This window comes from Brevibacillus sp. BD137 (assembly GCF_041644655.1).
In the GTDB taxonomy this organism is placed as follows: Bacteria; Bacillota; Bacilli; order Brevibacillales; family Brevibacillaceae; genus Brevibacillus; species Brevibacillus brevis_D.
In genome coordinates this window covers 544,675-570,770 of sequence record NZ_JAOTNO010000003.1, presented here as the reverse complement: position 1 = coordinate 570,770, position 26,096 = coordinate 544,675, and the positions used below count along the sequence as shown (strand labels likewise).

Sequence of the window (26,096 nt, the reverse complement as noted above, 5' to 3'; positions counted from 1 at the left end):
GATTATTTCTTATCCAAAATCACTTTTTTTCTGAATGACAGAGGAGAAATCCCGACATGCTGCTTAAACATTTTGCTAAAGGAAACAGGGTTACTGAATCCAACCTCAAAGGCGATGTCGGTCATACTGAAATCCAGTTTGGCTAACAGCTGTTTGGCTCGTTGTATCCGGTATTCCGAAATATGCTGGTGGGGCGTTTTGCCATACACTTGGGCGTACGCTCGCAATAAATGGTTGGGGGATAAACAAGCAATTTGTGCGATCTCATCGAGCCTGATTGGTTGATCATAAAAAGCCCGTATATAATCGTGGGCGGTACTGATTCTTCGGTATAGCTCCTCGCGCGTTGATTGCCGAAGCGCGTGCAAAGCGTCCATTTCTTTTCTTACATCGAGATGCCCGAGCAATAGGGTCTGCATAATCTGGTGAAATTGTTCTTCATAACCAATGGATTCCCGATCAAGGATGGTGAGGCGCTCTTTCAAAGCCGCTAACTGAAATGCCAGTGTATGGCTCGTATGATAGGTTTTTTCAAAGAAACCGATCGAAGCCGTTTCCTTATACGGATCACTGAGAAGGAGGTCGGTTGAATCCACGAACGTGCTTAAAATCTCCTCGCCAAAACCATGCCGGAAGAAAATACAAAGCGATTCCACATCCTCATCTTCGTCAATGGAAATGGTATATTCCCCTTCGTTCAGCAAGAGATACCTACCCTCATCTACAGCAAAAAAGCCTTTACTCGTCTTGTAATGTGCCCTTCCATTACGAAATGTTTTAATGGAAAGCTGCCCGTCCCCTTCCCAGTAAAATTGCTTGCTTTTTGCGTGAAGAACATAATTCCTGGAAGGCTTGTCGGTCATTTCACGATATCCTGCAACGTCTTATCGATATGGGCAAATCGGAACTGATATCCTTCACGCTCAAGTCTTTCAGGAATGACCCAGCGGCTTTTTAACACCAGCTCTGTTTCCGTTCCGATCATCATAGCCCCCATTTCCAGCATCCATCTGGGCGAAGGAAGTCCGAAGCTCCGATTCATCACGCTGCGAAAATGCTGCATGAATTCACGGTTTGTGACGGGATGGGGAGAAGAACAATTGAATACGCCGCTTAAGTCCGTTCGCTCTTTCAAAAAGAGAATGATCTGGAAGATATCTTCGACATGAATCCAGCTAAAACGCTGATTGCCAGACCCTTGTACACCCCCGAGTCCAAAGCGAACGAGATTTTTGTATGGATCGATAACCCCACCGTTTTCGCCCAGCACGATCGCCATTCGTAAGGCTATTTGTCTCGTATTCGGCAAATCAAAGGAAAAGAAGGCAGATTCCCACTCCTTGGCGACATCAACGGAAAAGCCTGTTCCAATCTCTCCGCCTTCTTCCGTCATGGGACGATCCTCCGCATGCCTATAGATGGTGGCTGTGCTGGAATTGAGCCAGAGCGAGGGCGGGTTTTTGCAAGCCAAAACAGCATCGCCGAGTATGTGAGTGGTCTCTGTCCGGGATTTCAGGATTTCTGCTTTGTTCTTCTCATGGTAACGACAGTTGACGGATTTGCCCGCCAGGTTGATGAGCAGCTCGGAATCTTCCAAAGCTTCTACGATTTTTGCGTGATTGTCCCACGTGATATGAGGGGAAGTTCTAGCGATGATCATGACATCATAGCCAAGTTGATTGAATTTGTCTGCCAGATACTTGCCGATAAAGCCAGTGCCGCCGGCCAGGATCACTTTCTTTTTCATAAGATCAACTCGCTTCCTGCGGTTTCGAATTTCTTACAATAATTGTAACATAATGCAAGGTGGCGGCAGCATGTATCCGTCATGTCTCTTCGCCCAAAATGGGAAGAGCTTTTATTGATTAGCAAAAATTTGAAAAGTCGGTATGCCAGTTAGATTTGGATAGCATGCAGTGTTTGGAAACAAAGGAGCGTGAAAAATTCCAATCACTTTGGCGCAGGTGATCCAGCGATGTTTGCGCAGTCATAAATTGATAGCCGGCGATATATCCCGTGAGAAACTCGCTCCAGCTGTTATAGGCTTGCTGCGCTTGTCTCACAGCCTCTAGCTTAAACTGTCGAGCTTCCTCTTTGCTGATATAGCCGCCTTCCCGTCTCGTACCACTCAAGTGGGAGACCCAGGCATAATCATAGGCGGCGATCCCTTCATCTGGGAGTCTTCGCAGATAGGAATGAACGATCTTTGCCTTGCCGACGCGATCCCGATCTGGTTCCAGAGAGTTGATATATTCCACGCGTCCTGACTCTGATAACGCTGATAAGAAATGGTGAAGCCGGGCAAATTCTTTCCGCTCGCCTTCTTTTAGCATCCACGATAGTCTCTCTTTCTGACTCGCGGCGTCTCTTATTCCCCGTTTGGTATAGTTATCTTTAATTTCGATGTAGATCGAATCTGACCCAATCCCAATAGCTGAATTCATACTGCCGGTGAAGAAGTGAAATTGTTTTTCCTTTTTACGCTTGAATGTGAACATGTATGAAAAGTCCACTCCTTGTTAATAGACTCGAGTGATGATATACAGCTTGTACAGTGAACCAAAGAAGAACCGACACAAGACCAAAAGAATCAGCCCATAGAAATAAATCTCCAACGGAGGGCTCGGAATCGTCATATACCTTACGTCGATCATTTGATTTTGATTGAGTTTGTTGAAATCGAACAAAGAAGTCAGCTCCAAATCCAGTAACATTTTCTTTGTGTCAGTCAGTACCTTAGGAGGTATATCCATTACCTGGCCCATTTCAAATTCTAAGATTCCGGTTTTTTCAATCTCGATCGTACTATACTTCGTAATGACGAGGATGGGTGTATCCCCCAAGTAGCCGATTTTTACGTAGCCTGAAGGATTAACTTTTCCTATGTCTCCGGTTTCATTAAGCGTCAAATAATTTTCGTATGCCGTGTAGCTATTTCCGTCTTTATCTGTTTTCGTATACTGATAGATTTTCAGAAAACGGAGATTCGTTAACTTGGCCTGAACGAATTGGTTGGGTCCAATCTGTTTTAAATCCTCTGGCGAAGATAATTTGACCAGTCCATTCTGGTGAAGCTGTATATATGAAATGGGAGTTAATTTTGTATGATCCACAAACGCGTTGTATAGAAGAGATTGAAAAAGCATGATGAGCGCAAGTGTCACTGTAGCTATGGCTACTTGGAAATGAATGGCTGGCTTTATTTGTTTATTCAAGTCTTTCCGTTCTCCCAGCTCCGAAGTCAATTGCTGCAAGGCATGCTTTCGTTCTTTGGCTGGTAGCTTCTTGACTTGTTTCAGCATGTTTCCACGAATCTGCGTGAGCAAAATGAGCGCCTCGTAATCGTGTGGACTGGCTGCGAGCAGCTGTTCAAATGTGACTTTTGCCTGAGCTTCATTACCCAGCTTCAGTTGACACTTTCCGAGCAGGCTCAGTGCTTCCGGATGGGTTGGGAGTTGAGACAAGATGTACTCGCATTCCTTCTGAGCCTCGGTGACATGGTGTTTGTGGTACCATATGTAGGCTCGAGCCAGGTAGCTGTCGATATCGTCTGGTTGAATGCTGATGATACGGGAATAAGCGTCGAGTGCACCAGCCGTGTCACCGACTCGCTGGCAATACTCTCCCTGAAGGCGAAGCAATTCGGGGTCATCGGCAAATAAGGCAATAGCCGCGTTAAGTGAATTGCTTGCTTGCTCCAGTTGATTTTCTTTCAAGGCTTGATAAGCTGCATCGCGGTAAGACAAAAATAGATCACGATCGAGATGGGGCGCCGCAAGCAAAGTGTCAAAACGCAATCCTGGATGGTCTAGCTGCTTCAGATAGTATTGGCAAAAATTTTTCGAGTGCTTGTCCATATAAAAAGGCTCTTGAATAAGCTCCCGCCATTGAAAGCCATCCTCTAGTATTAACCAGACGCTTTTGGGCAAATGGTGGTGCTCGTGTAGAAAGTGAAACAGGCGATCACTGACGATTCTTCTCAGATGTATATTCCACACTAAGTCAGAACGGAGCAGCTTTGTCCAATTTTCAGGATTAATTCTGGAAGGGAAATCGTTGTACAAAGCTTTTACTTGCTCCATAAAACTGTCTAGCTGTTCAATTGGATCATTGCGATCTGGTGTGGCGTCAATATGCTGAAAGGACAGCCGATGTTGAACAGTGAGAATGGGAGTATCCTCTTGCATGAAAGTGTCTAGCTGTTCAACCGGATCATGGCGATCTGGTGCGGCGTCAATATGCTGAAAGGACAGCCGACGTGGAACAGTGAGAATGGGAGTATCCTCTTCTATGAAAGTGTCTGTCTGTTCAACCGGATCATTGCGATCTGGTGCGGCGTCAATATGCTGAAAGGACAGCCGACGTGGAACAGTGAGAATGGGAGTATCCTCTTGCCTGAAAGTGTCTGTCTGTTCAACCGGATCATTGCGATCTGGTGCGGCGTCAATATGTTGAAAGGACAGCCGACGTGGAACAGTGAGAATGGGAGTATCCTCTTCCGGTTGTACAGGGGTTTCTGCATCGGCTATGGATGTCACTTCTGCCTTTGGTTTTCCCTGGCCCTGCTTTGCCATTTTAATGGCCAGATCGTATGCTTCACGCAGTTGTTGGTAGCCTTCTGGATCATCTTCCGGGTGATGTAGCCTTAGCTTTTTCGCATAGGTTTTTTTTATCGTCGAAATATCTTCGGTAGGATCAAGGTCCAGTATCCTCCAAATATTCACAAGTCTTCACGCCACCTTTTACGTGTGATTCATCTGTTGCTTCATGATTATAATCTAATGAGGATAATATTAACTATCATGGAAAAATAAAAAAGACGCAGACCTTCTTTCCTTGTGAGAAGAAGATCCGTGTCTTGGAGGCTTTCGGTCAGCAGGCCGTATCAACGAACAGAGTGTCTCTAATTTGAGATAATTGTCACTGAAGACGACGACTTTCATAGGCTTTTTACGATTTGGTGGTATGCTTTTTCACTTCTGGCAAGATTTTCGTTGCGATCAGTTCAATGTTTTTCGCAATTTTATCAAAAGGTACGCCTCCAAAGTCGATTTGCGCCATGAAGCGTTGTTGTCCGTACATTTCGTATTGGTAAAGCATTTTTTCGATGATGACGTCAGGGCTGCCTACCATTAATGCATCACGATAATCGACTGATTGTGTAAACTGTTGCTTCGGATAGCCACCGCCACGCAATGCGATAAACCCGCCATTTAGATGCGGATAGAACTCGCGAAGCGCATCCGAAGTTTTGTCGGCTGTATAAAACAAACTCGTTGTCGCTACTGGCAGAATCGCTGGGTCAAAACCATTTTGCTTCGCAGCCTCCCGGTAAGCATCGACGGAGCCTTTGAAGTTGATGGCAGGACCTCCGAGTGTGGTCAGCATCATAGGCACGCCAGCTTGACCGGCTTTAATCGCACTTGCAGGTGGTCCCCCTACTGCACGCCAGATGGGCAGACGTCCTTGTAAAGGCTGCGGCAAGATCGTTGCATTTTGTAGCGGTGCACGGAACTGCCCTTCCCACGTAACGCGATCCTCGTTATTTAGCTTGAGAAGAAGGTCCATTTTTTCTTCAAACAATTCTTCATAGTCGCGCACATCGTAGCCGAGGAGGCTATATGCTCCTACTCGGGAACCGCGTCCGGCAACAATTTCTGCCCGGCCATTGGAGATCAGATCCAGGGTAGCAAAATCCTCGTACACGCGGACCGGATCGGATGTACTCAATACAGTGGCGGAGCTAGCAATTTTAATGTTCTTCGTAGCTTGTGCGATCGCACCCAGAATGACGGTATGCGCCTGCGTCGTAAAATATGTCTGGTGGCTTTCGCCGACAGCGAATACATCAAGCCCTGCTTCATCTGCCAGCTTGCTTGCCTCGATTAATTCCTTGATGCGCTGTTCAGGCGAAATCTTGGAGCCAGTGTGTGGATTCGGGACATGGTCGCCAATCGAATATAAGCCGAATTCAAGTCCCTTTTTGGCGTCGATACGATATTGTTCCATGTTGATTCACTCCTTTTTAGTCTATCGGTGTCAATTTCGCTTCAATTTCTGCACGGCGATCTTCGAGGAATGGAGGTAAGTCCAAAGCTTTTCCGAGCTCCTCGACGGTTGAATCTGCTGTGAAGCCAGGACCGTCTGTTGCAATTTCGAACAAGATGCCGTTTGATTCACGGAAATACAAGCTCTTGAAGTAGAATCGATCAATAATTCCTGTTGAGCGGAAACCGCGTTTTTGAACGGCGTCATCCCAGTATTGCAGCTCCTCATCGTTTCTCACACGAATTGCCAAGTGATGAACACTTCCTCGACCCGGTTTTTCAGGGTTGCCCTCTTCCTGCTTGATGACAATTTCACCGAAAGATTTCGCAGGGACGGATTGATAAATGGCTTCTTGTTCTGAGCGCGATACTTCGGTATAACCGAATGTGTCTGTCAGCAGACTGGCTAAATTGTTCAAGGAGCGGACGGTAATCTCGACCGTGCCGATACCCAAGATGCGATGCTTTTCTTCGACCACGGATTCATCCCATGGAGCCCAATTGGATGGAACCCCTTCGCCGTTGTTATTGATCAGGATCAGACGCAGGCCTTCCGGGTCCTCAAAATGTATGGCATCGCGGTCAGCGTACTTGGTAATCTCGCCATGGTGGACATTTAGTTGCTCAAAACGATTTTTCCAAAAGGTCAAGCTCTCCAGTGACGGAACGAGCAGTCCGATTCGAGTGATCGCGTTCGTGCCGCGTACGGTTTTTCCTACCATCGGCATTTCAAAAAACGACAACTCTGTTCCAGCACTGCCTGTCAAATCTCCATAAAACAGGTGATACATCGACGGATCGTCTTGGTTGACGGTTTTTTTCACTCTGCGCAGTCCCAATACGTTTTGGTAAAAGTGATTATTCGATGGAGCATGTTTGGTTAACATCGATACATGGTGATGGCCTGGAATGGTGTGCATGGTAGTTCCTCCTTATTTAACTTGACTAATCAAGTGATGGTGCAAAAAAATTACTCGGGCGGTAACTCTTTTTTTTGGCTATTCTTATGGACCCGTGTCATTAGGGAGTAAAGCGTTTTTTGTTCTTCTTCACTTAGTACCTCATCGAAGAATGACGACTGAAACGCTAGTTGTTCAGGAAGGGCTTGTTCCAGTACGGCTTTCCCTTTTTCGGTTAGGCTGATCGTTTTCGTTTTCCAATCCTGCTTGCGTGCAATGTAGCCCTCTTTTTCAAGTCTTACGAGCATCCGAGAAATGCCACCCTGTGTAACGGTTACCTTCTCAGCTAGCTCTGACTGGGTGAGAGGCTGGTAGACGCTTATTTGTATCAGGACATCGAATTGCGCTGTTGTTAAATCGAAGCGTTTGAGAAACTCATTTGATAGCTGGTTGCTCTGGGTGGTAAACCGCATCAAGCGTAACCAGATTAATGAGCCTATGGTGTTATTACGCATGTTAGTTTGCCTCCCTTCGCTGAGCTTATTATCACTTTACTACTCAATTGATGAAAAAGCAAGCTCGCTTTAATTCCCTATTACACCCATTTATTCATACAAAAATGATGTTTTGTTGATTAATTAGTATTTATTTACAGCTGATAATAACGCGAAAGAAGGGGTGATCTATTTTCTTGTAATTCATGCATATTCAATATTATTAGCTAGAACTAGATCTACGGAGGGATAATATGAAAGCGCTGCTGCATAAACTTAGGCATACCACAGCAATAGTGTTAGCCTTTGTTTTATTTTTTAACACAGTATTACTATCAACAGCATCTGCAAATACACAAATTAATAAAATCCCAAAAATAGATAGCGAAGTTTTAAAACAAATGATTAAGAGTAAATATTTAGAAGATGTAGTCGTTGAACTTAATTTAAGTGAAGACGAGTTTCGCTACTCAACTGAATTTGTATTTACTCATTTGGAATACATCGTATTTGCTTTACAGGAGGATCAAGAATATAGAGAGTTGTTTATGAATCAATCAACCATAAACGATGATCTAAAGGAAGAGTTAGAATCTGTATTAGAAATAAAGAATGAAGAAAAGTGAAGAATTATACTCACTGGTTGATCAGATTAAAGAAGATATCGAAGAAGAGTTTAACGCTAATGAGCTTTCACCTACAATTTTGCCGAGTATCACCTCGGTTGTATTAAAATATGGTAGTGAAAACATAAATGGACCAAGAAGTGAAATGATTCAGTATAGTTCCGGAGATAAGGTTGAACCCCTTGCTCTTCCGTTACTTTGGCCAGTTGTGGCGCTCGCATTAAAGGGATTTGTAAAATCGAAATTTGGAAAAAAATTATGCAAGAAATTTCCCCTTTTTCATTAATGATTACTTGACCATTATCCGGATAATCAGCTACGTAGGAAAGAAGGCTTAAAAATTGATCCTCCATTAACTTTCTGTTATTTTCTTCCATTCTCTAATGATACCATCATAATCCCGTCCTAATCGGGCGATAAGCTGTCATATGACAGTAAAAACGCATCATGGTGACATAATGGCATCTTGGCAGTATGACAATTACTTTGCAATACTCGGGGAGACAAATCGCTTCGCAACGAATGAATGAATAATACGATTCTTTAATCAAAAGGAGAAACGAAATGAACAAAATTTCTATGCTCACTGTATCGACAATGATTACCGCGACTCTATTACTGTCATTACAAGGAACTGGTTTTGCAAAGCAGGTGGATCCCCTCGTTACTACTTACAGTCAAGCTTCGCAGACCAAAGCCAAGCAACTTATCGATGAAGCTGCTAACCGTCAAAATATACCGGGCATAATTGTAGCTTCCTCAAACAAAGGATCAAAATGGGCATATGCTTCCGGTGAAGCAAGCATTTACGGTACTGACCCGGTTAAGACGAACTTTACTTTCCGGATCGGTAGTCTAACAAAGACGTTTACTGCAATGGTCGTTCTTCAGCTTGTTGATGAACAAAAACTGAACCTGGATGACACGATAGAAAAATGGCTGCCTGATGTTGTTAAGGGTACTGAATATGAAGGGGATCATATCACGATTCGGCAACTATTAAACCAAACAAGCGGTATTCCTGACTATTCAGAACACAAGGATTTTCTCGATAAATTTCTCCCAAACCCGTTACATTCCTTTACTGCTGACGAATTAGTTCGTACTGGACTGAACATGAAGGCAATCTCTAAGCCTGGAGAGAAATGGGTTTATTCCAATACGAATACGGTACTGGCAGGGATGATTATTAAGAAGGCTACTGGAGAAACATACGGGGAACATATTAGGAAACGTTTCATAGCTCCCCTTAACCTAACGAGCACGTATGTACCCGACGACTACTCGTTTATTCCAGGTGAACATGCACGAGGATACTTCGTACTCGACGGTCAATTCATAGACAGAACCGAAATGAATCCCTCTTGGGCAGATGCTGCGGGATCTATGATCTCCACAGCGGATGATATGAATACATTCTTCAGTGCTATACTTAGTGGCAAGCTATTAAAACCAGCTACTTTAGATCAGATGTTAACTGGGGTTGAATCTCCAGCAGGTGAATACGGCTTGGGGATCGCTGGAACAAAGCTGACGAATGGTATTACGATTTGGGGGCATGGCGGCAACGTTCCAGGATTCGCAACGTTCACAGGTGGAACTCGCGGCGGGGATTATGTACAAACCCTTAATATCAATGCGATGCCTTCTGAAATTAATACGTTGACTCTTTCCAAAAGCATTGCCGAGCAACTCATTGGCTCTTCATCACATTAAGAACACCAGCAAGCTGGCACCGGAAATTTCCTATTCCGGTGCCAGCTTGCTGCCATCTCGGCCCCGACCGTTTCCTCGGCCCGCGACGGAATGTCCGAGATAAACAGTCTCAAACTATCTTATAAACAGTCTCAATTTACGTTATAACTCACACCTGCGCGAACGCATGGGACATTTTCCTGATCGGATTACCGATGGATACGGGTGCAATAACTGCCCAGAAGATCGATGCAGCCATACGTGACATTCTGAATCAATAAACATTCCGCAGCCATATGAAGGAGCAATGTCAGTACCTATTTAATTGATGGGGTCATACTATATTGCCTCCTGTATTTTTTGATTGGGATACAGTTGCTATTCTAAGGTCGAGTTATCAATAAAACAAATTATGTTTTAATAGCATATACATAAATAAATTTATAGATATAATTGAAAAGGAAAAAGGCTTATTGCTCTTGGAGTTCCCAAGGCAAAAGCCTTCTTAACTTAACGGCTAAATTCCTTTTCGAACATGGCTTGATTAGTGACGACAGGTTCTGGACCGACCGCATTGATGTTCGTCACCAAAATATTCTTCCCGCCTAAGGTACCACCCGCTAACGTTTCAAATCCATGAATGCCGCCTCCATGTCCCCAATAGGTCTTTCCGTTCGGCAGTGTTACTTCATAAAGTCCCAGTCCATATTTGCCAAAAGGTGAGTCCACACCTGTTGTCATCTGTTTCAACATCTCGTCACTTAATAGTTTCCCACCCAAAAGCGCACTAAAAAAGGTGGTCAAATCTTTGCCAGTCGAGATCATTTCCCCCGCAGCATTCGCCCATGAAGGATTATACTCTGTGAAATCAAACAGTTTCCCTGCCCGATTCATGCTATAGCCTGTGGCATGCTGGCCCGGGATTTTTGGATTACTACCACTAAAGGATGTATTTGTCATCTGAAGTGGGTCGAGGATCCGTTTCTTCATCTGCACATCGTACGTTTCTCCTGTCACCTTCTGAATAACAAGACCGGCTAGCACGGTATTTGTATTCGAATAGTCCCAGCCCGCTCCCGGTTGAAATACTGGCGGCTTTGCCAGTCCCATACGTACAAGGTCATTAACGGTATATTGGGGGAATGAAGTAGCGTACCGCATGTCTGTACTCGTATAGCTTGCAATCCCGCTCGTTTGGTTCAATAAATGACGAATCGTGATTTTGTTGCCGTCATACCCATTACCCTTTACCACACCTGGGAGCCATTTTTCTACCGAGTCTTCCAGATTCAGCTTTTTCTCCTGAGCCAACTGTAAGACAAGGGTAGCAACAAACGCCTTTGTGACACTGCCAATACGGAAAGTAAAGTCTGGTTCCATCGGATTTTTATGATCGAGGTTGGCTACACCCGCTGCATAAGACCAGTATTCTCCGTCTCTTAACCCAGCAGCAATGATTCCAGGGACTCCCTCGACTTTTGCTTTCTGATCAATGAAGTCCTTCATTTCTTCCCCATGTTTTTGAGCTGCTTGATCCGGGGTGGATGGTTGCTTGGCTTGTCCCGAGAATTCAGTCATCTGGATGTTCTCCATATGAGAAACAGTATCTCCTAATGCATTGATACTCATCGCGATCACGTGCTCGCCGTCTTTTGTTCCACCTGCGAAGTTGGTGAATCCAGGAATGCCGCCTTGATGACCCCATATGGTAGTGCCATCCGGCAATGTTACTTCCTGAATACCGAGTCCGAATTTCCCGTGTGGATTAGAAACAGTGGTTAACATTTCTTTCTGCATCTCAGGTGTTAACAATTTTCCTCCCAATAAAGCGCTAAAGAACGTTGTTAAATCTTTCGTAGTCGAGATCATAGCCCCTGCTGCGTCTGCAAACGAAGGGTTAAGGTCAGTTATATCCATTAATGTACCGGCATTGTTAAAGTATCCATTCGGACTGTTTTTCGGAATGGATCGAGAGTTTTCCGGGAAAAACGTTTCTGTTAGTTGAAGCGGCTCAATCACTCGTTTCTTGATTTGTTCGGCAACCGTTTCTCCTGTGACCTTTTGGATAACGAGTTTCATCAGCACTGTATTCGTATTCGAATAGCCACCTGTGGTCGGTGTTTGCTTTAATGCGCGAGAAATGAGTTGTTCAGCTGTAAACGTTTGAGTGGAGTTCTGGATTATACTTTCCTTGAGTTCATCATCTAAGTAGTCTGCCACTCCACTCGAATGATTTAATAACTGACGAATCGTAATTTTGTTACCATCATATCCGTTTCCTTGGACGACACCTGGCAGCCATTTTTCCAACGAGTCATCGAGGCTTAGCTTCTTTTCCTCAGCTAGTTGCAGGGTCACTACACCGACGAACGATTTCGTTATACTCCCGATTCGAAATGAAAAGTCGGCTTCCATCGGTTTCTTACTTTCTATATTCGCTTCGCCGGAAGCATACGACCAGAAATCATTTCCCTTCTTTACTGCAAAGAGGATACCTGGAATGTTTTCGCTGGCAGCAGCTTTATCAATCGCTTCTTTTATTTTGGCATGATCCGTTTTCTTTTGTTGCGTGATTGCTTGGTCCACACTTGCTTCCGCACAACCGTAAGTAGGAAGTATTAGCGTTCCTATCAATAATGCAGATAACGTAAGGGACGCTCCTTTTTGCATAGGGAATGGTTTCATTTCTCATCGCTCCTGTAAGTTGATTTGTGTTGGTCTTTACACATCCACCTTATTCTCAGGGCTGTAAAATCACATAGTGACAATACCGTTCTATCTATGTATGACATCGTGCTAACCGTTCATATTTGCGGCATGATAAAATGTCATAAAGGCTATATGACACGGCGCATTCTGCTTGACGAATCGGGAATTGGTGAGGCATGATGAGTCAGAAACATTCGGGAAATTTCTTACCATTCAAACGAGCAGGAGTACACGACAAAAATGTTATCTATGATAAAAAAATGGTTCTGGTACAATTGGGTGATTTTTGCCTTGCGAACGATTTGGCTAGGTATCATCGTCATCGCAGATGTTAAGTATCCGGCAATGATAGCTGTTCCGTTCGGAGTCATCATCCTAATTGCCTTTTTGGTTTATGCCATTCCATTGATCGTTCAATATAGAAAAAAAGATTGGTATCTGGCAGTCGAAGTCGTAATGACAGGCTTTTTTTATCTATTTGTGGCCTTTGTAGCACCTGGATGGACTTGGCCTTTCGTTTTACTAGTAATCATAATTGGTGTGGCCAGTAGTCGCAGAACGTATATGTGGACGGGAATCACTAGTGGGATTATTTTTCCGGTTTTGAACGGGTTGATTACCAATCGTCTCCCGTACGAGTTCATGTTTAGTTGCAGCTTTGGTTTTGCGATGGGGATGGCATTTAGTATATTAATTGAGTCTCATAAGCAAGGCCGTATCATTCAAGAACAGAAGCAGTTATTGGAGCAGCATATTAAGCAAATCGAGGAGCTGACACTGATCGAGGAACGTAATCGGCTGTCACATGAGTTACATGACACGATTGGCCATTCGCTAACCTCTCTGATTGTTGGCGTGGAATCGCTCCGATCCTCGGTTCCTGGTTCACAGGTCGAACGAGTTGATAAACTTGTCTCCATAGCACAGGGCAGCCTGGATGATATCAGAAAGCATCTGCATCAGCTCTCTCATGCTCATGCTCGGTTCAACCAGTCGTTAAGTGAGTCGCTCCTGGAACTGACGGAAGAATTTATGAAGTCAACAGGTGTAACGGTCAACTTCCGTGTGATCGGAAGTGAGACGCTCGTTATGCAAAAAATGAGCATTTCTTTATATCGTTGCCTGCAAGAATTGCTTACAAATGCGGTTCGTCACGGCCAAGCAAGTGTGATAGCTGTTGATCTGTATTTCGAAAGTCAGCAACTCCGTTTACAAATTGAAGATAATGGAAACGGACTAGAGTCCATCGAATTCGGCTTAGGACTAAAGGGAATAAAAGAACGGCTTGAGCAACAGCAAGGTACGCTGTCCGTTCATTCACAATCAGGGCAAGGGACCGTTGTCATTTGTAATGTTCCCATACAGGCAGAAGCTGGACAGGGAAGTATCCGCCTGCTTATTGTTGATGATCAGGTGATGATTGCCGACAGCTTACAGCAAATTTTAAGCCAGCAGGACAACTTTATCGTTGTGGGTACAGCGAGTGATGGGCAAGAAGCTTTAGAACAGTGTGAGCGACACCAGCCGGATATCGTGTTAATGGACGTGCACATGCAAGGGATGAACGGACTGGAGACCTTCCTTCAAATGAAAGAACGTTGGCCGAACATGAAGATTGTGGTCATGACAACGTTCGAGGATTCGGTACAGGCAGCATCAGCGTTGGAGCACGGGGCGGAAGGATATATGCTGAAGTCTACTCGTCCAAAAGAGATGATGGAAGCGCTGAAGCTCATCTATAGCGGGGGAACGTGGCTTGATCAGTCGATCGCTACACGCGTATTTGAAGAGATGAAGCGCCAACGTGAGCAATTAGAGAAGTACAGCCCGAATGATCCTTATGGATTAACGAAACGGGAAAGGGAGATTTTACAGCTTTTATCGGATGGGCTTCGTTACAAGTCGATTGCCACCAAACTATATTTATCGGAGGGAACGGTACGGAATTACTGTTCCACTCTTTACTCGAAGCTCGGTGTCAGCAACCGGGAAGAAGCAATTGAACTGGCGAGAACCGAGAGTATCCTATAGATGACAAAAAGACGGGAGAAATCCCGTCTTTACTCTTCCGGCGTTCGGTCGAGGAACAGCCGCGTTACCTTTGTGTAATCCCCTTTTTCCACTTCTTTTTCCGTCGCCTTTTCTTCCAAAGGATCATGACCGTGCATACTTGGCGCAATTGTTGGATCGTGCTCAGAGGAACGCTTTTTATTACCCATGATTCACCACTCCTTTAGTAGGTAGGGTACGATGGTTGGCCTATTCTTATCCCCGAGCGCACCGATCTTCAAGATCAGGCGCTTTTTTTGATGACAAATTGTCATCTGGGGTAGGGAGAAACCGTTGGTAACAGGGCGTCTGAACCTTATGACAAAACGTTACTTGTTGTACAGGCAGTGCCCGGGCCATACTTTGAGCATACAAAGTTGTTTGGAGGAAAGAGAAATGAACAAGACGGCCTTTTACAGAAGTAGCATCGTCGCGGTATCGATTTGTGGTTTACTCATAACAGGATGCACGAATACAGCTCCATTAACCGAGACGGACAGCGAACAACAACAAGGGAAGAAGGCAGAAAATCTAAGTCCAAAAGAATGGTTAGAGCTGAACTCTTTTAAATTGAATAGCGCTGAGCCTGGGACTGATCTTAAAGATATTGAACCGCTGCGCCAAATGATCGGTTCTGCTTCAATCGTAGGTTTAGGTGAGGGAAATCATGGAAGTCGTGAAATTTATACGATGAAACACCGGTTTGTTGAATTTCTCGTCATGGAAATGGGCTTTACCACCCTTGTATTAGAAGAAAACTGGGGCAATGCATTGAAACTTGATCATTACGTTCTCACAGGAGAAGGGAATCCGAGTAAATTCCTAATGCCTATATTTCAAACAAAAGAAATCGTAGACATGCTGGAATGGATGCGTGAGTACAATGCCGATCCCGAGAACGAAACGAAACTGCGGGTGGTCGGAATGGATGTACAAAATGTCAGCGAAAATGTATACGATGAGATCAGACAGTATATAAAAAAATATAAGCCTGACCTGCTGCCCCGTGTGAATAATAAAATGAAGGAACTTGCCGAAGTTACACAGGACCTGGAAACCTATTCAGCTTTGCCAGTGGCCATTCAGAAAAAACATCAGGAGCAAGCGAAAGAAATCACGGAAATATTGGAACAAAACAAAAGCAGTCTGAACGGCCAATCCAAGGAGTTCGCAAGGATTAAGCAACACGCCAAGGTCATTGAGCAATTTACTGGCATGTATTTCAACTTCTCGGAGAATCCATCTGATTTATTTTTGAAGCATGATATCGCGATGTTTGAGAATGCGAAGTGGGCTCATGAACAGCTGGGAAAAACAATCGTATGGGGTCACAATGGGCACATCGCAAAGAACAATATGTTGAAAGAGGTATACCCGAAGCTCGCCGGTCAGTATTTACTGGAGCATTATGGAAAGGAATATGTAACGATTGGAACTTCATTCGGGAAAGGCGAATATAACGCGTTTAACATTGAAAATAAAATTGTTCCAGCTACCATTCAATCGAATGATCCAAAAACATTTAATCATACTCTGGATCAAGTCTCAAAGGATCAATACTTTGTTGATTTACGGAATGCTACAGGTCTCACCCAAAAATGGTTAGAGGAAGAACGGCCGTTTTTGATTGGATTCGGTTCTGCTGATCCAAGCAAACCAAACTCTATAACAACTTCGCTTGGGCAAGCATTTGATATTCTCATTCATATAGACACAGTGAGCGCTGGCGAGCTTGTTCGTTAAATAGCAGAAAGAAACCGGCATTTACCCAAGAGCACTGGGCAAAATGCCGGTTTTATTATACAAGAACCCCATCAAGCGCTTCACATGGTCGGTGTTTTCGCGGGATGTCAGTGACTCTAGCAAGGTGAATGCCACATCAAAAGCGGTCGAAGGGTTGTACGAGGTGATGATATTGTTGTCGATGACGATGGATTGGTCAGGGATAACAGTGGCACCCATCGCTGCCAGCTGCTTTTGTCTCAGTTGGTTGTTCAGGTTGTACGTCGTTGCGTTTCGTCCTTGCAAAATCCCGCTTTTCCCGAGGGGCAGAGCACCCACGCAGATGGAGGCAATCATTTTGCCTTGCTTTTCAAATTCACGTATGAAAGCAAGAACGTCCTCGCGATAAGCATCTTCATAAAAGCCTGCATGCTCAAAACCGCCAGGCAGTGCCAGTGCATCGAAGTCATTTACATCCGCATCGTCGATCACCATTTCAGGGATCACGGTAAAATTCCACGTGCATTTCAACTCCTTGCGCGTGCCCACCGTCACCAGCTCGGTTGTTCCGTCGCCCTCTTCCTTGTTCCAGCCGATTACGTCTGTAAATACGCTAGCCTCTACTGCCTCAAAGCCATTCGGTAATAACAAGCACACTTTTTTCATCGAAAATCAGCTCCTCTGTTCGAATCGTTCAAGCCGTACCGGTACTTACCAAGAATCATATGCTATCATTAGTTATTAGTAAAAATGAAAGTTCTGAAGATGATCTTCAGGATTTCTAATGATAAAACATGCGGGCAAGGGGGAGCGAGGATGGAGATTCGCCAGTTTCAAACCTTCAAGGCAGTCGTCGATTTCAACAGCTTTACGAAGGCCGCACAAGCACTGCAATATTCACAGGCGACGATTACATCCCATATTCAACAGCTGGAAGAAGGAATGGGTGTTCCTCTGTTTGATCGACTGGGAAAGAAAATTCAGTTAACCGCCTATGGCCGCGAGCTGTACACGTATGTGGAGGAGCTGCTGGTTTCCTATGCGAAGATCAAGGATATATCGGCAAATGAGCAATCACTGCAAGGCGAGTTACGCATCGGAGCCTCGGAGACGATTACGATCTATCGGCTGGGCGACATTTTGTCCAAGTACAGAGCGAGCTACCCGGGTGTGAATATTTCATTTGTAATGGACGACTGCAGTAGACTGCGGGAAAAGCTGCATGATGGTCTATTGGATATCGTGATCACGCTGGAGCCAAAGCTCGATGATCCGAATCTGGTCGTGGAGCCGTTCTCTACGGAACGTTTGGTTTTTATCGGGGGGCGGGATCATTCGTTTGAAAAAATAGAGGATGCTGGCGAGGAATGTATGATTTTCAGCGGGGAGCATTGTGCTCTGCGGCGGTTTTTTCAACGCTTCCTGGAAAAAAGAGAGATCAAGCCGAAGCATCACCTGGAATTCTCCAGTATGGAAGCGATCAAGCAGAGTGTGGCGAACGGGCTAGGCGTGAGCTTGATGCCGTATATTAGCGTCGAAGCCTTGTTGAATGAGAAAAAAGTGAAAATGATAGCGTGCGAGGAAGAGCTGTTGTTCTATGCGCAAATTGCCTACCATAAAAACAAGTGGCTCTCACGGGCGCATAAGAAGTTTATTGATCTCATGCTGGAAAGTCGGGATATCGGGTAAAGAGGCAACCAACCAGTCTGTTTTGGTCGAGAACCAGAGCAGGCTGGTTTTATTTTTGGAAAATTTCATAAGTTGTTTGACATTCGTTTTTCTACAATGCTAAGATCGAAATGAAAGTAAACGAAAGGTAATTAGAAATAAAACGAAACTATATATTTTAATATCGTAAGGAAGTGAAGTCATATGCTGGCAGCCGAACGGCACAGCAAGATCCTCGAACAATTGAAAGCCGAACAGAGCGTAACCGTCAGCCAATTGAGTCTGGCGCTGGATGTGTCGGAAGTAACGGTTCGAAAAGATTTGATCAAGCTCGAAAACGATGGTCTGCTGACGCGCATTCATGGAGGCGCGACGATTACGAATTTCTTGCCATTGGAGCGCAGTTTTACAGAGAAGCTGGAAGAGAGAAGCGAAGAGAAGCAAGCGATTGCCCATCAGGCGCTGACGCACATACAGCCGGGGGACACGGTTATTCTCGGGGCAGGGACCACGATGATGGAGCTCGCCAAGCTGCTGCGCGGCCTGAATGATCTGACGGTCGTGACGAATGCGGTCAATATCGCGATGGAGCTGAACAGTCAAGGTAAGCATCACGTCATCTTGATCGGTGGAGAGATGCGCCACAAATCCTTTGCGCTCGTTGGTTCTGTCGCAGCGGACAATTTGCGAGGACTTTCTGTATTCAAATGCTTTATCGGAGCAGATGGAATTCATCCGGAAAATGGACTGACGACGCTCAATCTGGCCGAAGCGCAAATTAACCAAGTCATGATGGAACGCGCCAGAAAAGTCTATGTGCTCGCTGACCATAGCAAGTTCGGAGAGACGCATTTGGCAAAATTCGCCGGGGTGTCCGATGTCGATCGGATTATTACGGATGCGGCGGCACAGCATCTTGTCAGTAAGTATGCGGAGCTGGGCATCAACCTGGAGCTGGCGAGCTTGCAGGTTGTGAGCAGATAACTACCAGATCAGAAAGGAAGCGGAGGGATCGATATGGCGTTGGTATCATCGACACAGATGCTGCGCACAGCAAGGGAGCAAGGATATTGTGTGGGGGCATTCAACGTACACACGATGGAAATGCTCCAAGCAGTAGTGGAGGCGGCTTGCGAAGCAAACGCACCGCTCATTTTACAGACTACAGTCGGTACGGTCCGGCATCTCGGACCGGAGTATGTAGCAGCAATTGCCCGGGTAGCCTCAGAGGAGGCCCGGGTGCCGATTGCCCTGCATTTGGATCATTGTCATGAAGAGGAACTGATTATCCGATGTATCGAAGCGGGTTACACATCGGTCATGATCGACGCGTCGATGCATCCTTTTGCGGAAAATGCGTCGATGACGCGGCATGTAGTGGAGCTGGCTCGGGAGCGCGGTGTGAATGTGGAGGCAGAGCTCGGCAAGGTCGGGGGTGTGGAGGACGATCTTGTCGTCGATGATGCAGATGCTGCACTGGCTGACCCGATTGAGTGCGAGAGATTTATCGAGTTGACTGGCGTGGATACGTTGGCACCGGCGATTGGTACGGCTCACGGGATTTACAAGGGGGAGCCGCGCATTGATTTTGCTCGCATCGAGGAGATTGCCCGTCGTGTTTCTGTGCCACTCGTGTTGCACGGCGGCTCGGGAATTCCCGAAGAGCAGGTGAAGCGGGCAGTTCAGCTCGGCATGGCAAAAATGAACGTAGCGACAGAGCTGCGTATCGCGTTTTCGCAAGCGATCAAGGGCGTTTTTGACAACAACCCGCAGGAAAACGACCCGCGTACCTATATGAAGCAGGCCAAGCAGGCGGTCAAAGAAGTCGCACTCGCCAAGATGGAGATGTGTGGTTGTATCGGAAAAGCGAAGGTACGTTAACGAAAAAAAGACAGGAAGGGACGATTTTACATGCGTATAAACCTCGATGATGCCAAAGCGTTGCGCGAACTGGACACGATTTCTGCCCTGCAAGATACAGAAAGCTACGATGAACAGTTTAAAACAGGTCTAAAATTATCTGATGATTTAGATGCATCAAATATTTCTGTTAAAATTGAAAATATTGTCGTGCTTGGCACTGGTGGCGGTTCGGCTGCGAGCGTCAATTTGATCAAGTCGTATTTGTTTGACGAGTTGCAAGTGCCGCTTCAGTTAAATCAAGGCTACACCATTCCGGCTTTTGTGGATGCGAAAACGCTTGTCATTGTCGTTAGCCACTCCGGCAATACAGAAGAAGTCGTCAGCGGCTATGAAGCGGCCATCGCCAAAGGAGCACAGATCGCCGTCATTACGGCGGGCGGAAAAGTATTGGAGATGGCTCGGGAACACAATCATGCGTGCTTGCTCGTGCCAGGTGGAATGATGCCGCGGATCGTATTGGGCTACATTTTCTTGCCGATTCTCGCCATCCTGACGAAGCTCGGGCTGATTTCCGACAAGCGTGCGGAGGTCGAGGAGACGATTGCTCTGTTCGAGGAGTGGAAGCACATCTATGGAACCGATTCTCCGATCGAGAAAAATGCAGCCAAACAAATCGCCATCGAGATGGATGGACTGATACCTGTCGTGTACGGAACGCTTCCGTTTTTCGATGCTCCTGCATGGCGTTGGAAAAACCAGCTCGGGGAAAACAGCAAGCTGATGGCATTTTGGAACGCCATACCGAGCCTTCACCACGACGAGGCTGTGGGGTGGGATTCGCCGTCCGCGCTGCTGAAGGGCGTTCATTTTACACTCATTCGCGATCAGGAGGACAGCGAGAAGACGACCCAACGTGTAGAAATCAGTGCTGACATTTTGCGTGAGCGCGCTGGTGGGGTAAGGGTAGTTCATTCCCACGGCGTGTCCCGAATGGCTCGGTTGTTTTCGATCGTGTACTTGGCAGACTTCGTGTCGTTGTATGCTGCTCTGATTCGCGGCGTCGATCCAACCCCGGTAGAAGTGATCAATTTGTTCAAACAAAAAATGGGGCAGCCGCTCGTTACTGTGCAGGTGAGATAGCATGCTCGTAACGGTAACACTGAACGCGGCCATCGATAAGACGTATCGACTCTCGCATTTTCGTGCAGGAGAGCTGCATCGCACGACTGATGTACTAAGCTTGCCCGGCGGAAAAGGGCTAAATGTAGCGCGTGTAGCGAAAGCATTGGGGCAGGATGTAGTCGCCAGCGGTTTTGTCGCTGGTCACAACGGGAGGTTCATTGTGGAAGGCTGCGAACGTGAGGGGATTACGTCCTCCTTTATTGAAACGAGCGGAGAATCCCGACTGTGTCTCGCTTTTCTCGACGAACAGGAGAAAACGGTGACAGAAGTGCTTGAACAAGGTCCTGCGCCCAGTGAAGAAGAGATCGGTCGCTTGCAAACGCGTTTGATCGAGCTGGCGGATCAGGCCCAGTACATGGTTTTTTCCGGAAGCTTGCCAGGTGGCGTTCCAGCCGAAACATACGCTGCGCTCATCCGAGGTGTCGCCGGGAAAGGAAGCGCATGCGTGCTCGACACGAGCGGCCCGGCCCTGCTAGAAGGATTAAAAGCAACACCCGCGCTCATCAAGCCCAATCGACCGGAAGCGGAAGCGATTCTCGGATTTTCGCTGGATAGCGAGGAGGCACGGTGCAAGGCGATACGCGAGTTACGTGAGCGCGGTGCCGAGCGAGTCCTTCTCTCGTTAGGAGAGGAGGGCGCGTGGTTTGGCGATGGCAAGGAAACGTGGCGTATTTCCGCGATCCCTTTGGCGGAATCCGAATTGAAAAATACAGTGGGTTGCGGTGATTCCATGCTTGCGGGTGTCCTTGTCGGAAGACTGCGAGGCTTGGCTTGGCCAGATGCGATTTGGCTGGGGATGGCATGCGGCGCCGCGAATACACGGTCGTTTGGAGCGGGCATGATCGCGCCCGACGATGTGCAGAGGTTGAGAAGTCAACCGATGCATGTGGAGCGAGTCGAGTAAAATAGCTGGTTTAGAAGGGAGGAGTAGCATGCGCCATGTAATTGGCCTCGATGTCGGTGGTACGACAATGAAAGGGGCGGTCATGGACGAGAATGGGCGAATTCTCCTCCGGGCTGCCACGGAGACAAAAGTTCATAACAACTTGCCCATCTTGATCGAGCGAATGGCTGCCTTGATTATAGAACTGTGGGATCAATCACCCGTTCCCATAGAGTCAGTAGGGATCGGATTCCCTGGTCCTTTTGATGCGGAAAACGGGATATCGGTTCACTCGCCCAACTTTCAATTGCATCAGGCAGACTTGCGGACACCACTCGCGAAGCTGGTGGAGCTGCCGCTTTTTTTTGAAAACGATTTACGGACAGCTGCGCTCGGAGAAGCCACATTCGGTGCGGGTCGGGAGGTAAGTCACCTCATTTTTGTGCCGCTTGGTACAGGGGTGGGGGCAGGGATTGTAAACGAAGGAAAGCTGGTTCGGGGCAGTCATGGATTCGCGGGAGAGATTGGTCATGTGCGTTATCCAGGGCTTACTGCTCCATGCAATTGCGGCAAGCTCGGTTGTGTGGAGACGGTCGCATCTGCTACAGGTATTGCCAGATTGGCCCGTGAACGCTTAGACAAGGAGCTCGATGCAAATCCGCGGCAAGCAAAAGCCTCTCCTCTGTTTACTTTGTGCGATGGGCAGCTTGAGCGCATTACGGCTGAGCAAGTGGCTACGGCAGTGGAACAAGGTGATGCGGTGGCGACCTGCGCATGGAACGAAGCGTGTGAAGTAACGGGCTGGGCTCTGTCTGTGTTGGTGAACGTGTGCAACCCACAACTGGTAGTGATCGGTGGTGGCGTCTGCCGGGCTGGGGAGCTTTTACTGGCCCCTGTACAAGCGAGTGTAAAAAAGCATGCCATGGATGTCGTACACCAACAGACAAAGATCGTCTTGGCCGAGCTCGGTGCAGATGCAGGAATGCTCGGTGCTGGCGCCTTGGCCCTACAGGCAACGGGTAAGGAACAAGGAACCGTGAAATTGTAAAAAGAGGAGTGTACATCGATGCATCAACGGTATGACTGGGCAAATCATCAGCTGCTAGAGCGAAACCGCTTGGCGGCGCGGGCTTACTTTTTGTCTTACCCGGAAGAATCGGGAGCACTAACGTATGAAAGAGGCGCGACACCGTGGTTTCAATTGTTGAATGGGCATTGGCAGTTTGCTTACGCAGAATCACCACTGCGTGTGCCGGAAAACTTTTTTGCCGCCGATTACGATGCGAAGGAGTGGGCGCGAATTCAGGTGCCGGGGCATTGGCAGCTGCAAGGGTACGGGAAACCGCATTACACGGACTTGTACTATCCGTTTCCGGTCGATCCGCCGCATGTCCCGTCAGATAACCCGACAGGCTGCTATTTGCGAGAGTTTACGGTTGCGCCCGGGTGGAAAAATCAGCAGGTAATCCTGCGCTTTGAAGGGGTCGACAGCGCTTTTCATGTGTGGCTGAACGGAAAGGAAGTCGGCTATAGCCAAGGAAGCCGCTTGCCATCTGAGTTTGATGTGACGGAGCTGTTGCAGGAAGGCAGGAATCGCTTGGCTGTTCAAGTGTACCAATGGTCGGACGGTACGTATGTTGAGGATCAGGATATGTGGTACTTGAGCGGAATTTTTCGGGATGTTTCCCTGATTGCCAGACCGAAGCTGCATGTGAGAGATCTGGCAGTCGTGACTGATCTGGATGAGGAATTCCGCCATGGTGTGCTGCGCGTACGTGTCCATGTAGAAAACAGTTCCACTGCTGCCTATGACAGGGTGAGCGTGACCGCAAAGCTGCTGGATCAATCCTGCACGCTTATCGCTTCGCTAACTAACACCGAAGCAGGCGAGCTGGCAGCCGGACAGGAAAAGGTCGTGACCTTGGAGCTTCCGGTGCAGGAGCCGAAAAAATGGTCGGCGGAGGAGCCGAACCTGTATCACCTGCTGCTTGCGATTGAGCAGGAGTCGGGTGAAAAGACAGAAGTCATCCCAATTCGCGTCGGCTTCCGACGTATCGAAGTAAAAGGAAACAACTTTTACGTGAACGGTGTAGCGATTCGCCTGAACGGCGTGAATCGCCATGATCATCTTCCCGATCTCGGGCGTGCTGTCCCGTATGAAACGATGCGTGAAGATGTGCTCATGATGAAGCGTCACAACATCAACGCCGTTCGTACCGCGCATTATCCGAATGATCCGCGCTTTTACGATTTGTGCGACCAGTACGGATTGTATGTCATGGACGAAACCGATTTGGAGACGCATGGCTTCCAGTTGACGGGCAACATCAGTCAGCTGAGCGATGATCCAGAGTGGGAGCAGACATACGTGGAGCGCATGGTGCGCATGGTGGAGCGGGATAAAAACCATCCGTCGATCATCATGTGGTCGCTTGGCAACGAATCTGGTTTTGGCTGCAATTTCCGGGCAATGGCCGCTTGGTGCCGGCAAGCGGACCCGACTCGTCTCATCCACTACGAGGAGGATCGCGAAGCAGAAGTGTGCGACGTATTTTCCACTATGTACTCCTCGGTAGAAAAAATGATCCAGCATGGTGAAAATGAACATCTGCAAAAGCCGCATATCATGTGCGAGTATGCTCATGCCATGGGGAATGGACCCGGTGGCTTGCGCGACTACGCCAATGTGTTTGACAAATATCAACGCTTGCAGGGCGGCTTTGTGTGGGAATGGATTGATCACGGCTTGCGCCAGTATACGCCGGATGGGCGAGAGTATTATGCCTACGGAGGCGACTTCGGGGACTACCCGACGAATGGCAACTTCGTCATCGATGGACTGATTCGTCCAGATCGCACCCCATCCCCAGGGCTGCTCGAATACAAAAAAGTGATAGAGCCGATCGTCGTTGAAGCAACTGATCTAGAAAGCGGGCTCGTCACCATTACGAATCGCTATGATTTCCGCACGCTTGCGCACGTGAGAATGGTCTGGAGTGTGACTGCAGACGGACAAGTGGTGCAGAGCGGCACGCTGTCGCTACCACATACGGAAGCAGGAAGTCGTACCAATGTAGCTGTTCCGTATACCTTGCCTGCGCAGGTGCAGGATCGAACCGACTACTGGCTGACGCTATCCTTTGTGCTGGACCAAGATGAGAGCTGGGTACAGGCTGGACATGAGCTGGCTTGGGCACAATTTGCCTTGCCAATGACCGCTGCCCAACAGGTTACAGTCGCTTCCTATCCGCCTGTGTTTGGCAGCGTCGATGCGAAAGAAACGAAAACGGACGTCACCCTTACCGGAGCAGATTTTCAGTTCGTTTTTGACAAAGTGAGCGGTGTGCCGACGAGCTGGGTGTTTGCAGGCAAGGAGCTGTTGGTGGCAGGACCTCGCCTCACGTTTTGGCGTGCTCCGATTGACAATGACATGTACGTAGTGGAAGAGTGGCGCAAGGTGTACCTCGATCGTTTGCAAAACCGGGTGGAGCATGTAAGCATTCAGCAGGATCGGGAAGATCGAGTGGTCATTACCTGCGATGTGCGGATTGCTCCACCTGTATACGACTGGGGTTTTGCATGTCGCTACACGTATACCGTGTTCGGAAATGGCGAAGTGCAGGTAGAGGTTCAAGGCACACCCAAAGGCACCCCGCCAGCGATGCTGCCGCGAATCGGCTTGAAGCTATTGGTCACCGAAGATATGGAGCGCGTCTCGTGGTATGGTCGCGGCCCGGGAGAGGCGTATATCGACAGCAAGGAAGCTAATCGCATCGGGGTGTATCAGGCGAGTGTGGATGAGCTGTACACGCCGTACGTGTTCCCGCAGGAAAATGGCAATCGCACGGACGTCAAATGGATGTCGATCACGGATCAGCGAGGCGTTGGACTTTTCGCGATGGGTCAACCGACCTTGGAATTTAGCGCACTTCGCTATGATACGGACGATCTGGAGCAAGCAAAGCACACGACAGATCTCGTAAAACGAGAGTATGTCACACTGCATCTCGATTATCGACAAAACGGGCTGGGTAGCAATAGCTGCGGACCTAAGCAATCCGAGCAGCATGCACTGCGTCCAGAGGAGTTCCAGTTCCAGGTGAGGCTAACGCCTTTTTCGAAGGATACGATTTCTCCGGTTCATCTGTATAAGCGGAATTTGAATTTGTGTAACTAACCGCTGATTGCTCTCGAAGGCATCGCCGAAACGTTGTACAATCTAGTTGAAGATAGAATAGTGCAACTAATCAAAATACGGT

22 protein-coding genes are annotated in these 26,096 nt (G+C 47.3%); 12 read left to right on the top strand and 10 right to left on the bottom strand.

What is annotated here, in order from left to right; translation table 11 throughout:
• Positions 1–2: 2 nt before the first annotated feature.
• From ODZ53_RS09215 to ODZ53_RS09185, 7 genes are all read right to left on the bottom strand, one after another.
• Complete coding sequence (locus ODZ53_RS09215; protein ID WP_372676736.1) at positions 3–863, bottom strand: AraC family transcriptional regulator; 861 nt, start codon at positions 861–863, stop codon at positions 3–5.
• Positions 860–1,747, bottom strand: a complete 888-nt coding sequence (locus tag ODZ53_RS09210; protein ID WP_372676735.1) for a TIGR01777 family oxidoreductase — start codon at positions 1,745–1,747, stop codon at positions 860–862. Before ODZ53_RS09210 ends, ODZ53_RS09215 begins: the two co-directional genes overlap by 4 nt.
• A 118-nt stretch (positions 1,748–1,865) precedes the next feature.
• Positions 1,866–2,498, bottom strand: a complete 633-nt coding sequence (locus ODZ53_RS09205) for a DUF1266 domain-containing protein (protein WP_372676734.1) — start codon at positions 2,496–2,498, stop codon at positions 1,866–1,868.
• A gap of 21 nt (positions 2,499–2,519) precedes the next feature.
• Positions 2,520–4,724 carry a J domain-containing protein gene (locus ODZ53_RS09200; protein WP_372676733.1) on the bottom strand — a complete coding sequence of 735 codons (2,205 nt, stop codon included), beginning with the start codon at positions 4,722–4,724 and terminating at the stop codon, positions 2,520–2,522.
• 226 nt (positions 4,725–4,950) lie between these two features.
• Entirely contained in the window at positions 4,951–6,009 is a 1,059-nt protein-coding gene (locus ODZ53_RS09195) for an LLM class flavin-dependent oxidoreductase (protein WP_372676732.1), read from the bottom strand.
• Between the two features lie 16 nt (positions 6,010–6,025).
• Positions 6,026–6,967: a ring-cleaving dioxygenase gene (locus ODZ53_RS09190; protein WP_372676731.1), complete on the bottom strand. Its 942-nt coding sequence runs from the start codon at positions 6,965–6,967 to the stop codon at positions 6,026–6,028.
• A 50-nt stretch (positions 6,968–7,017) separates the two neighbouring features.
• Positions 7,018–7,461, bottom strand: coding sequence for a MarR family winged helix-turn-helix transcriptional regulator (locus tag ODZ53_RS09185; RefSeq protein ID WP_372676730.1), 444 nt, complete (start codon positions 7,459–7,461; stop codon positions 7,018–7,020).
• 233 nt (positions 7,462–7,694) lie between these two features.
• Here ODZ53_RS09185 and ODZ53_RS09180 point away from each other — a divergent pair, with 233 nt between their 5' ends.
• The 3 genes from ODZ53_RS09180 (at position 7,695) to ODZ53_RS09170 (ending at position 9,782) form a co-directional block, all read left to right on the top strand.
• Entirely contained in the window at positions 7,695–8,066 is a 372-nt protein-coding gene (locus ODZ53_RS09180) for a hypothetical protein (protein WP_372676729.1), read from the top strand.
• Entirely contained in the window at positions 8,053–8,352 is a 300-nt protein-coding gene (locus tag ODZ53_RS09175) for a hypothetical protein (RefSeq protein WP_372676728.1), read from the top strand. Before ODZ53_RS09180 ends, ODZ53_RS09175 begins: the two co-directional genes overlap by 14 nt.
• A 278-nt stretch (positions 8,353–8,630) precedes the next feature.
• Positions 8,631–9,782, top strand: a complete 1,152-nt coding sequence (locus ODZ53_RS09170; RefSeq protein ID WP_372676727.1) for a serine hydrolase domain-containing protein — start codon at positions 8,631–8,633, stop codon at positions 9,780–9,782.
• Positions 9,783–10,271: 489 nt separating this feature from the next.
• Here ODZ53_RS09170 and ODZ53_RS09165 read toward each other — a convergent pair whose 3' ends face one another.
• Complete coding sequence (locus ODZ53_RS09165; RefSeq protein ID WP_372676726.1) at positions 10,272–12,446, bottom strand: serine hydrolase domain-containing protein; 2,175 nt, start codon at positions 12,444–12,446, stop codon at positions 10,272–10,274.
• A 264-nt stretch (positions 12,447–12,710) separates the two neighbouring features.
• Here ODZ53_RS09165 and ODZ53_RS09160 point away from each other — a divergent pair, with 264 nt between their 5' ends.
• Positions 12,711–14,501, top strand: coding sequence for a response regulator (locus ODZ53_RS09160; protein ID WP_372676725.1), 1,791 nt, complete (start codon positions 12,711–12,713; stop codon positions 14,499–14,501).
• A 29-nt stretch (positions 14,502–14,530) separates the two neighbouring features.
• Here ODZ53_RS09160 and ODZ53_RS09155 read toward each other — a convergent pair whose 3' ends face one another.
• The gene (locus tag ODZ53_RS09155) at positions 14,531–14,689 is read right to left on the bottom strand and encodes a hypothetical protein (protein ID WP_372676724.1); all 159 of its coding nucleotides are present in this window, start codon (positions 14,687–14,689) and stop codon (positions 14,531–14,533) included.
• 226 nt (positions 14,690–14,915) lie between these two features.
• Here ODZ53_RS09155 and ODZ53_RS09150 point away from each other — a divergent pair, with 226 nt between their 5' ends.
• Entirely contained in the window at positions 14,916–16,262 is a 1,347-nt protein-coding gene (locus ODZ53_RS09150; protein ID WP_372676723.1) for an erythromycin esterase family protein, read from the top strand.
• Between the two features lie 21 nt (positions 16,263–16,283).
• Here ODZ53_RS09150 and ODZ53_RS09145 read toward each other — a convergent pair whose 3' ends face one another.
• Positions 16,284–16,907, bottom strand: a complete 624-nt coding sequence (locus ODZ53_RS09145; protein ID WP_372676722.1) for a DJ-1/PfpI family protein — start codon at positions 16,905–16,907, stop codon at positions 16,284–16,286.
• 150 nt (positions 16,908–17,057) lie between these two features.
• On the opposite strand from ODZ53_RS09145, the gene ODZ53_RS09140 reads away from it, so the two are divergent.
• From ODZ53_RS09140 to ebgA, 7 genes are all read left to right on the top strand, one after another.
• Positions 17,058–17,930 (top strand): LysR family transcriptional regulator, encoded by an 873-nt coding sequence (locus ODZ53_RS09140; RefSeq protein WP_372676721.1) that lies wholly within the window; start codon positions 17,058–17,060, stop codon positions 17,928–17,930.
• A gap of 183 nt (positions 17,931–18,113) precedes the next feature.
• Entirely contained in the window at positions 18,114–18,893 is a 780-nt protein-coding gene (locus tag ODZ53_RS09135) for a DeoR/GlpR family DNA-binding transcription regulator (RefSeq protein ID WP_372676720.1), read from the top strand.
• Between the two features lie 33 nt (positions 18,894–18,926).
• Positions 18,927–19,790 carry a class II fructose-bisphosphate aldolase gene (locus ODZ53_RS09130; RefSeq protein WP_372676719.1) on the top strand — a complete coding sequence of 288 codons (864 nt, stop codon included), beginning with the start codon at positions 18,927–18,929 and terminating at the stop codon, positions 19,788–19,790.
• Between the two features lie 30 nt (positions 19,791–19,820).
• On the top strand, positions 19,821–20,912 hold the full coding sequence (locus ODZ53_RS09125) for a bifunctional phosphoglucose/phosphomannose isomerase (protein WP_372676718.1): 1,092 nt from the start codon (positions 19,821–19,823) through the stop codon (positions 20,910–20,912).
• A 1-nt stretch (position 20,913) separates the two neighbouring features.
• Positions 20,914–21,858: a 1-phosphofructokinase family hexose kinase gene (locus ODZ53_RS09120; RefSeq protein ID WP_372676717.1), complete on the top strand. Its 945-nt coding sequence runs from the start codon at positions 20,914–20,916 to the stop codon at positions 21,856–21,858.
• A 28-nt stretch (positions 21,859–21,886) separates the two neighbouring features.
• Entirely contained in the window at positions 21,887–22,885 is a 999-nt protein-coding gene (locus ODZ53_RS09115; RefSeq protein ID WP_372676716.1) for an ROK family protein, read from the top strand.
• Positions 22,886–22,903: 18 nt separating this feature from the next.
• Complete coding sequence (gene ebgA, locus ODZ53_RS09110; RefSeq protein WP_372676715.1) at positions 22,904–26,014, top strand: beta-galactosidase subunit alpha; 3,111 nt, start codon at positions 22,904–22,906, stop codon at positions 26,012–26,014.
• Positions 26,015–26,096 lie beyond the last annotated feature (82 nt).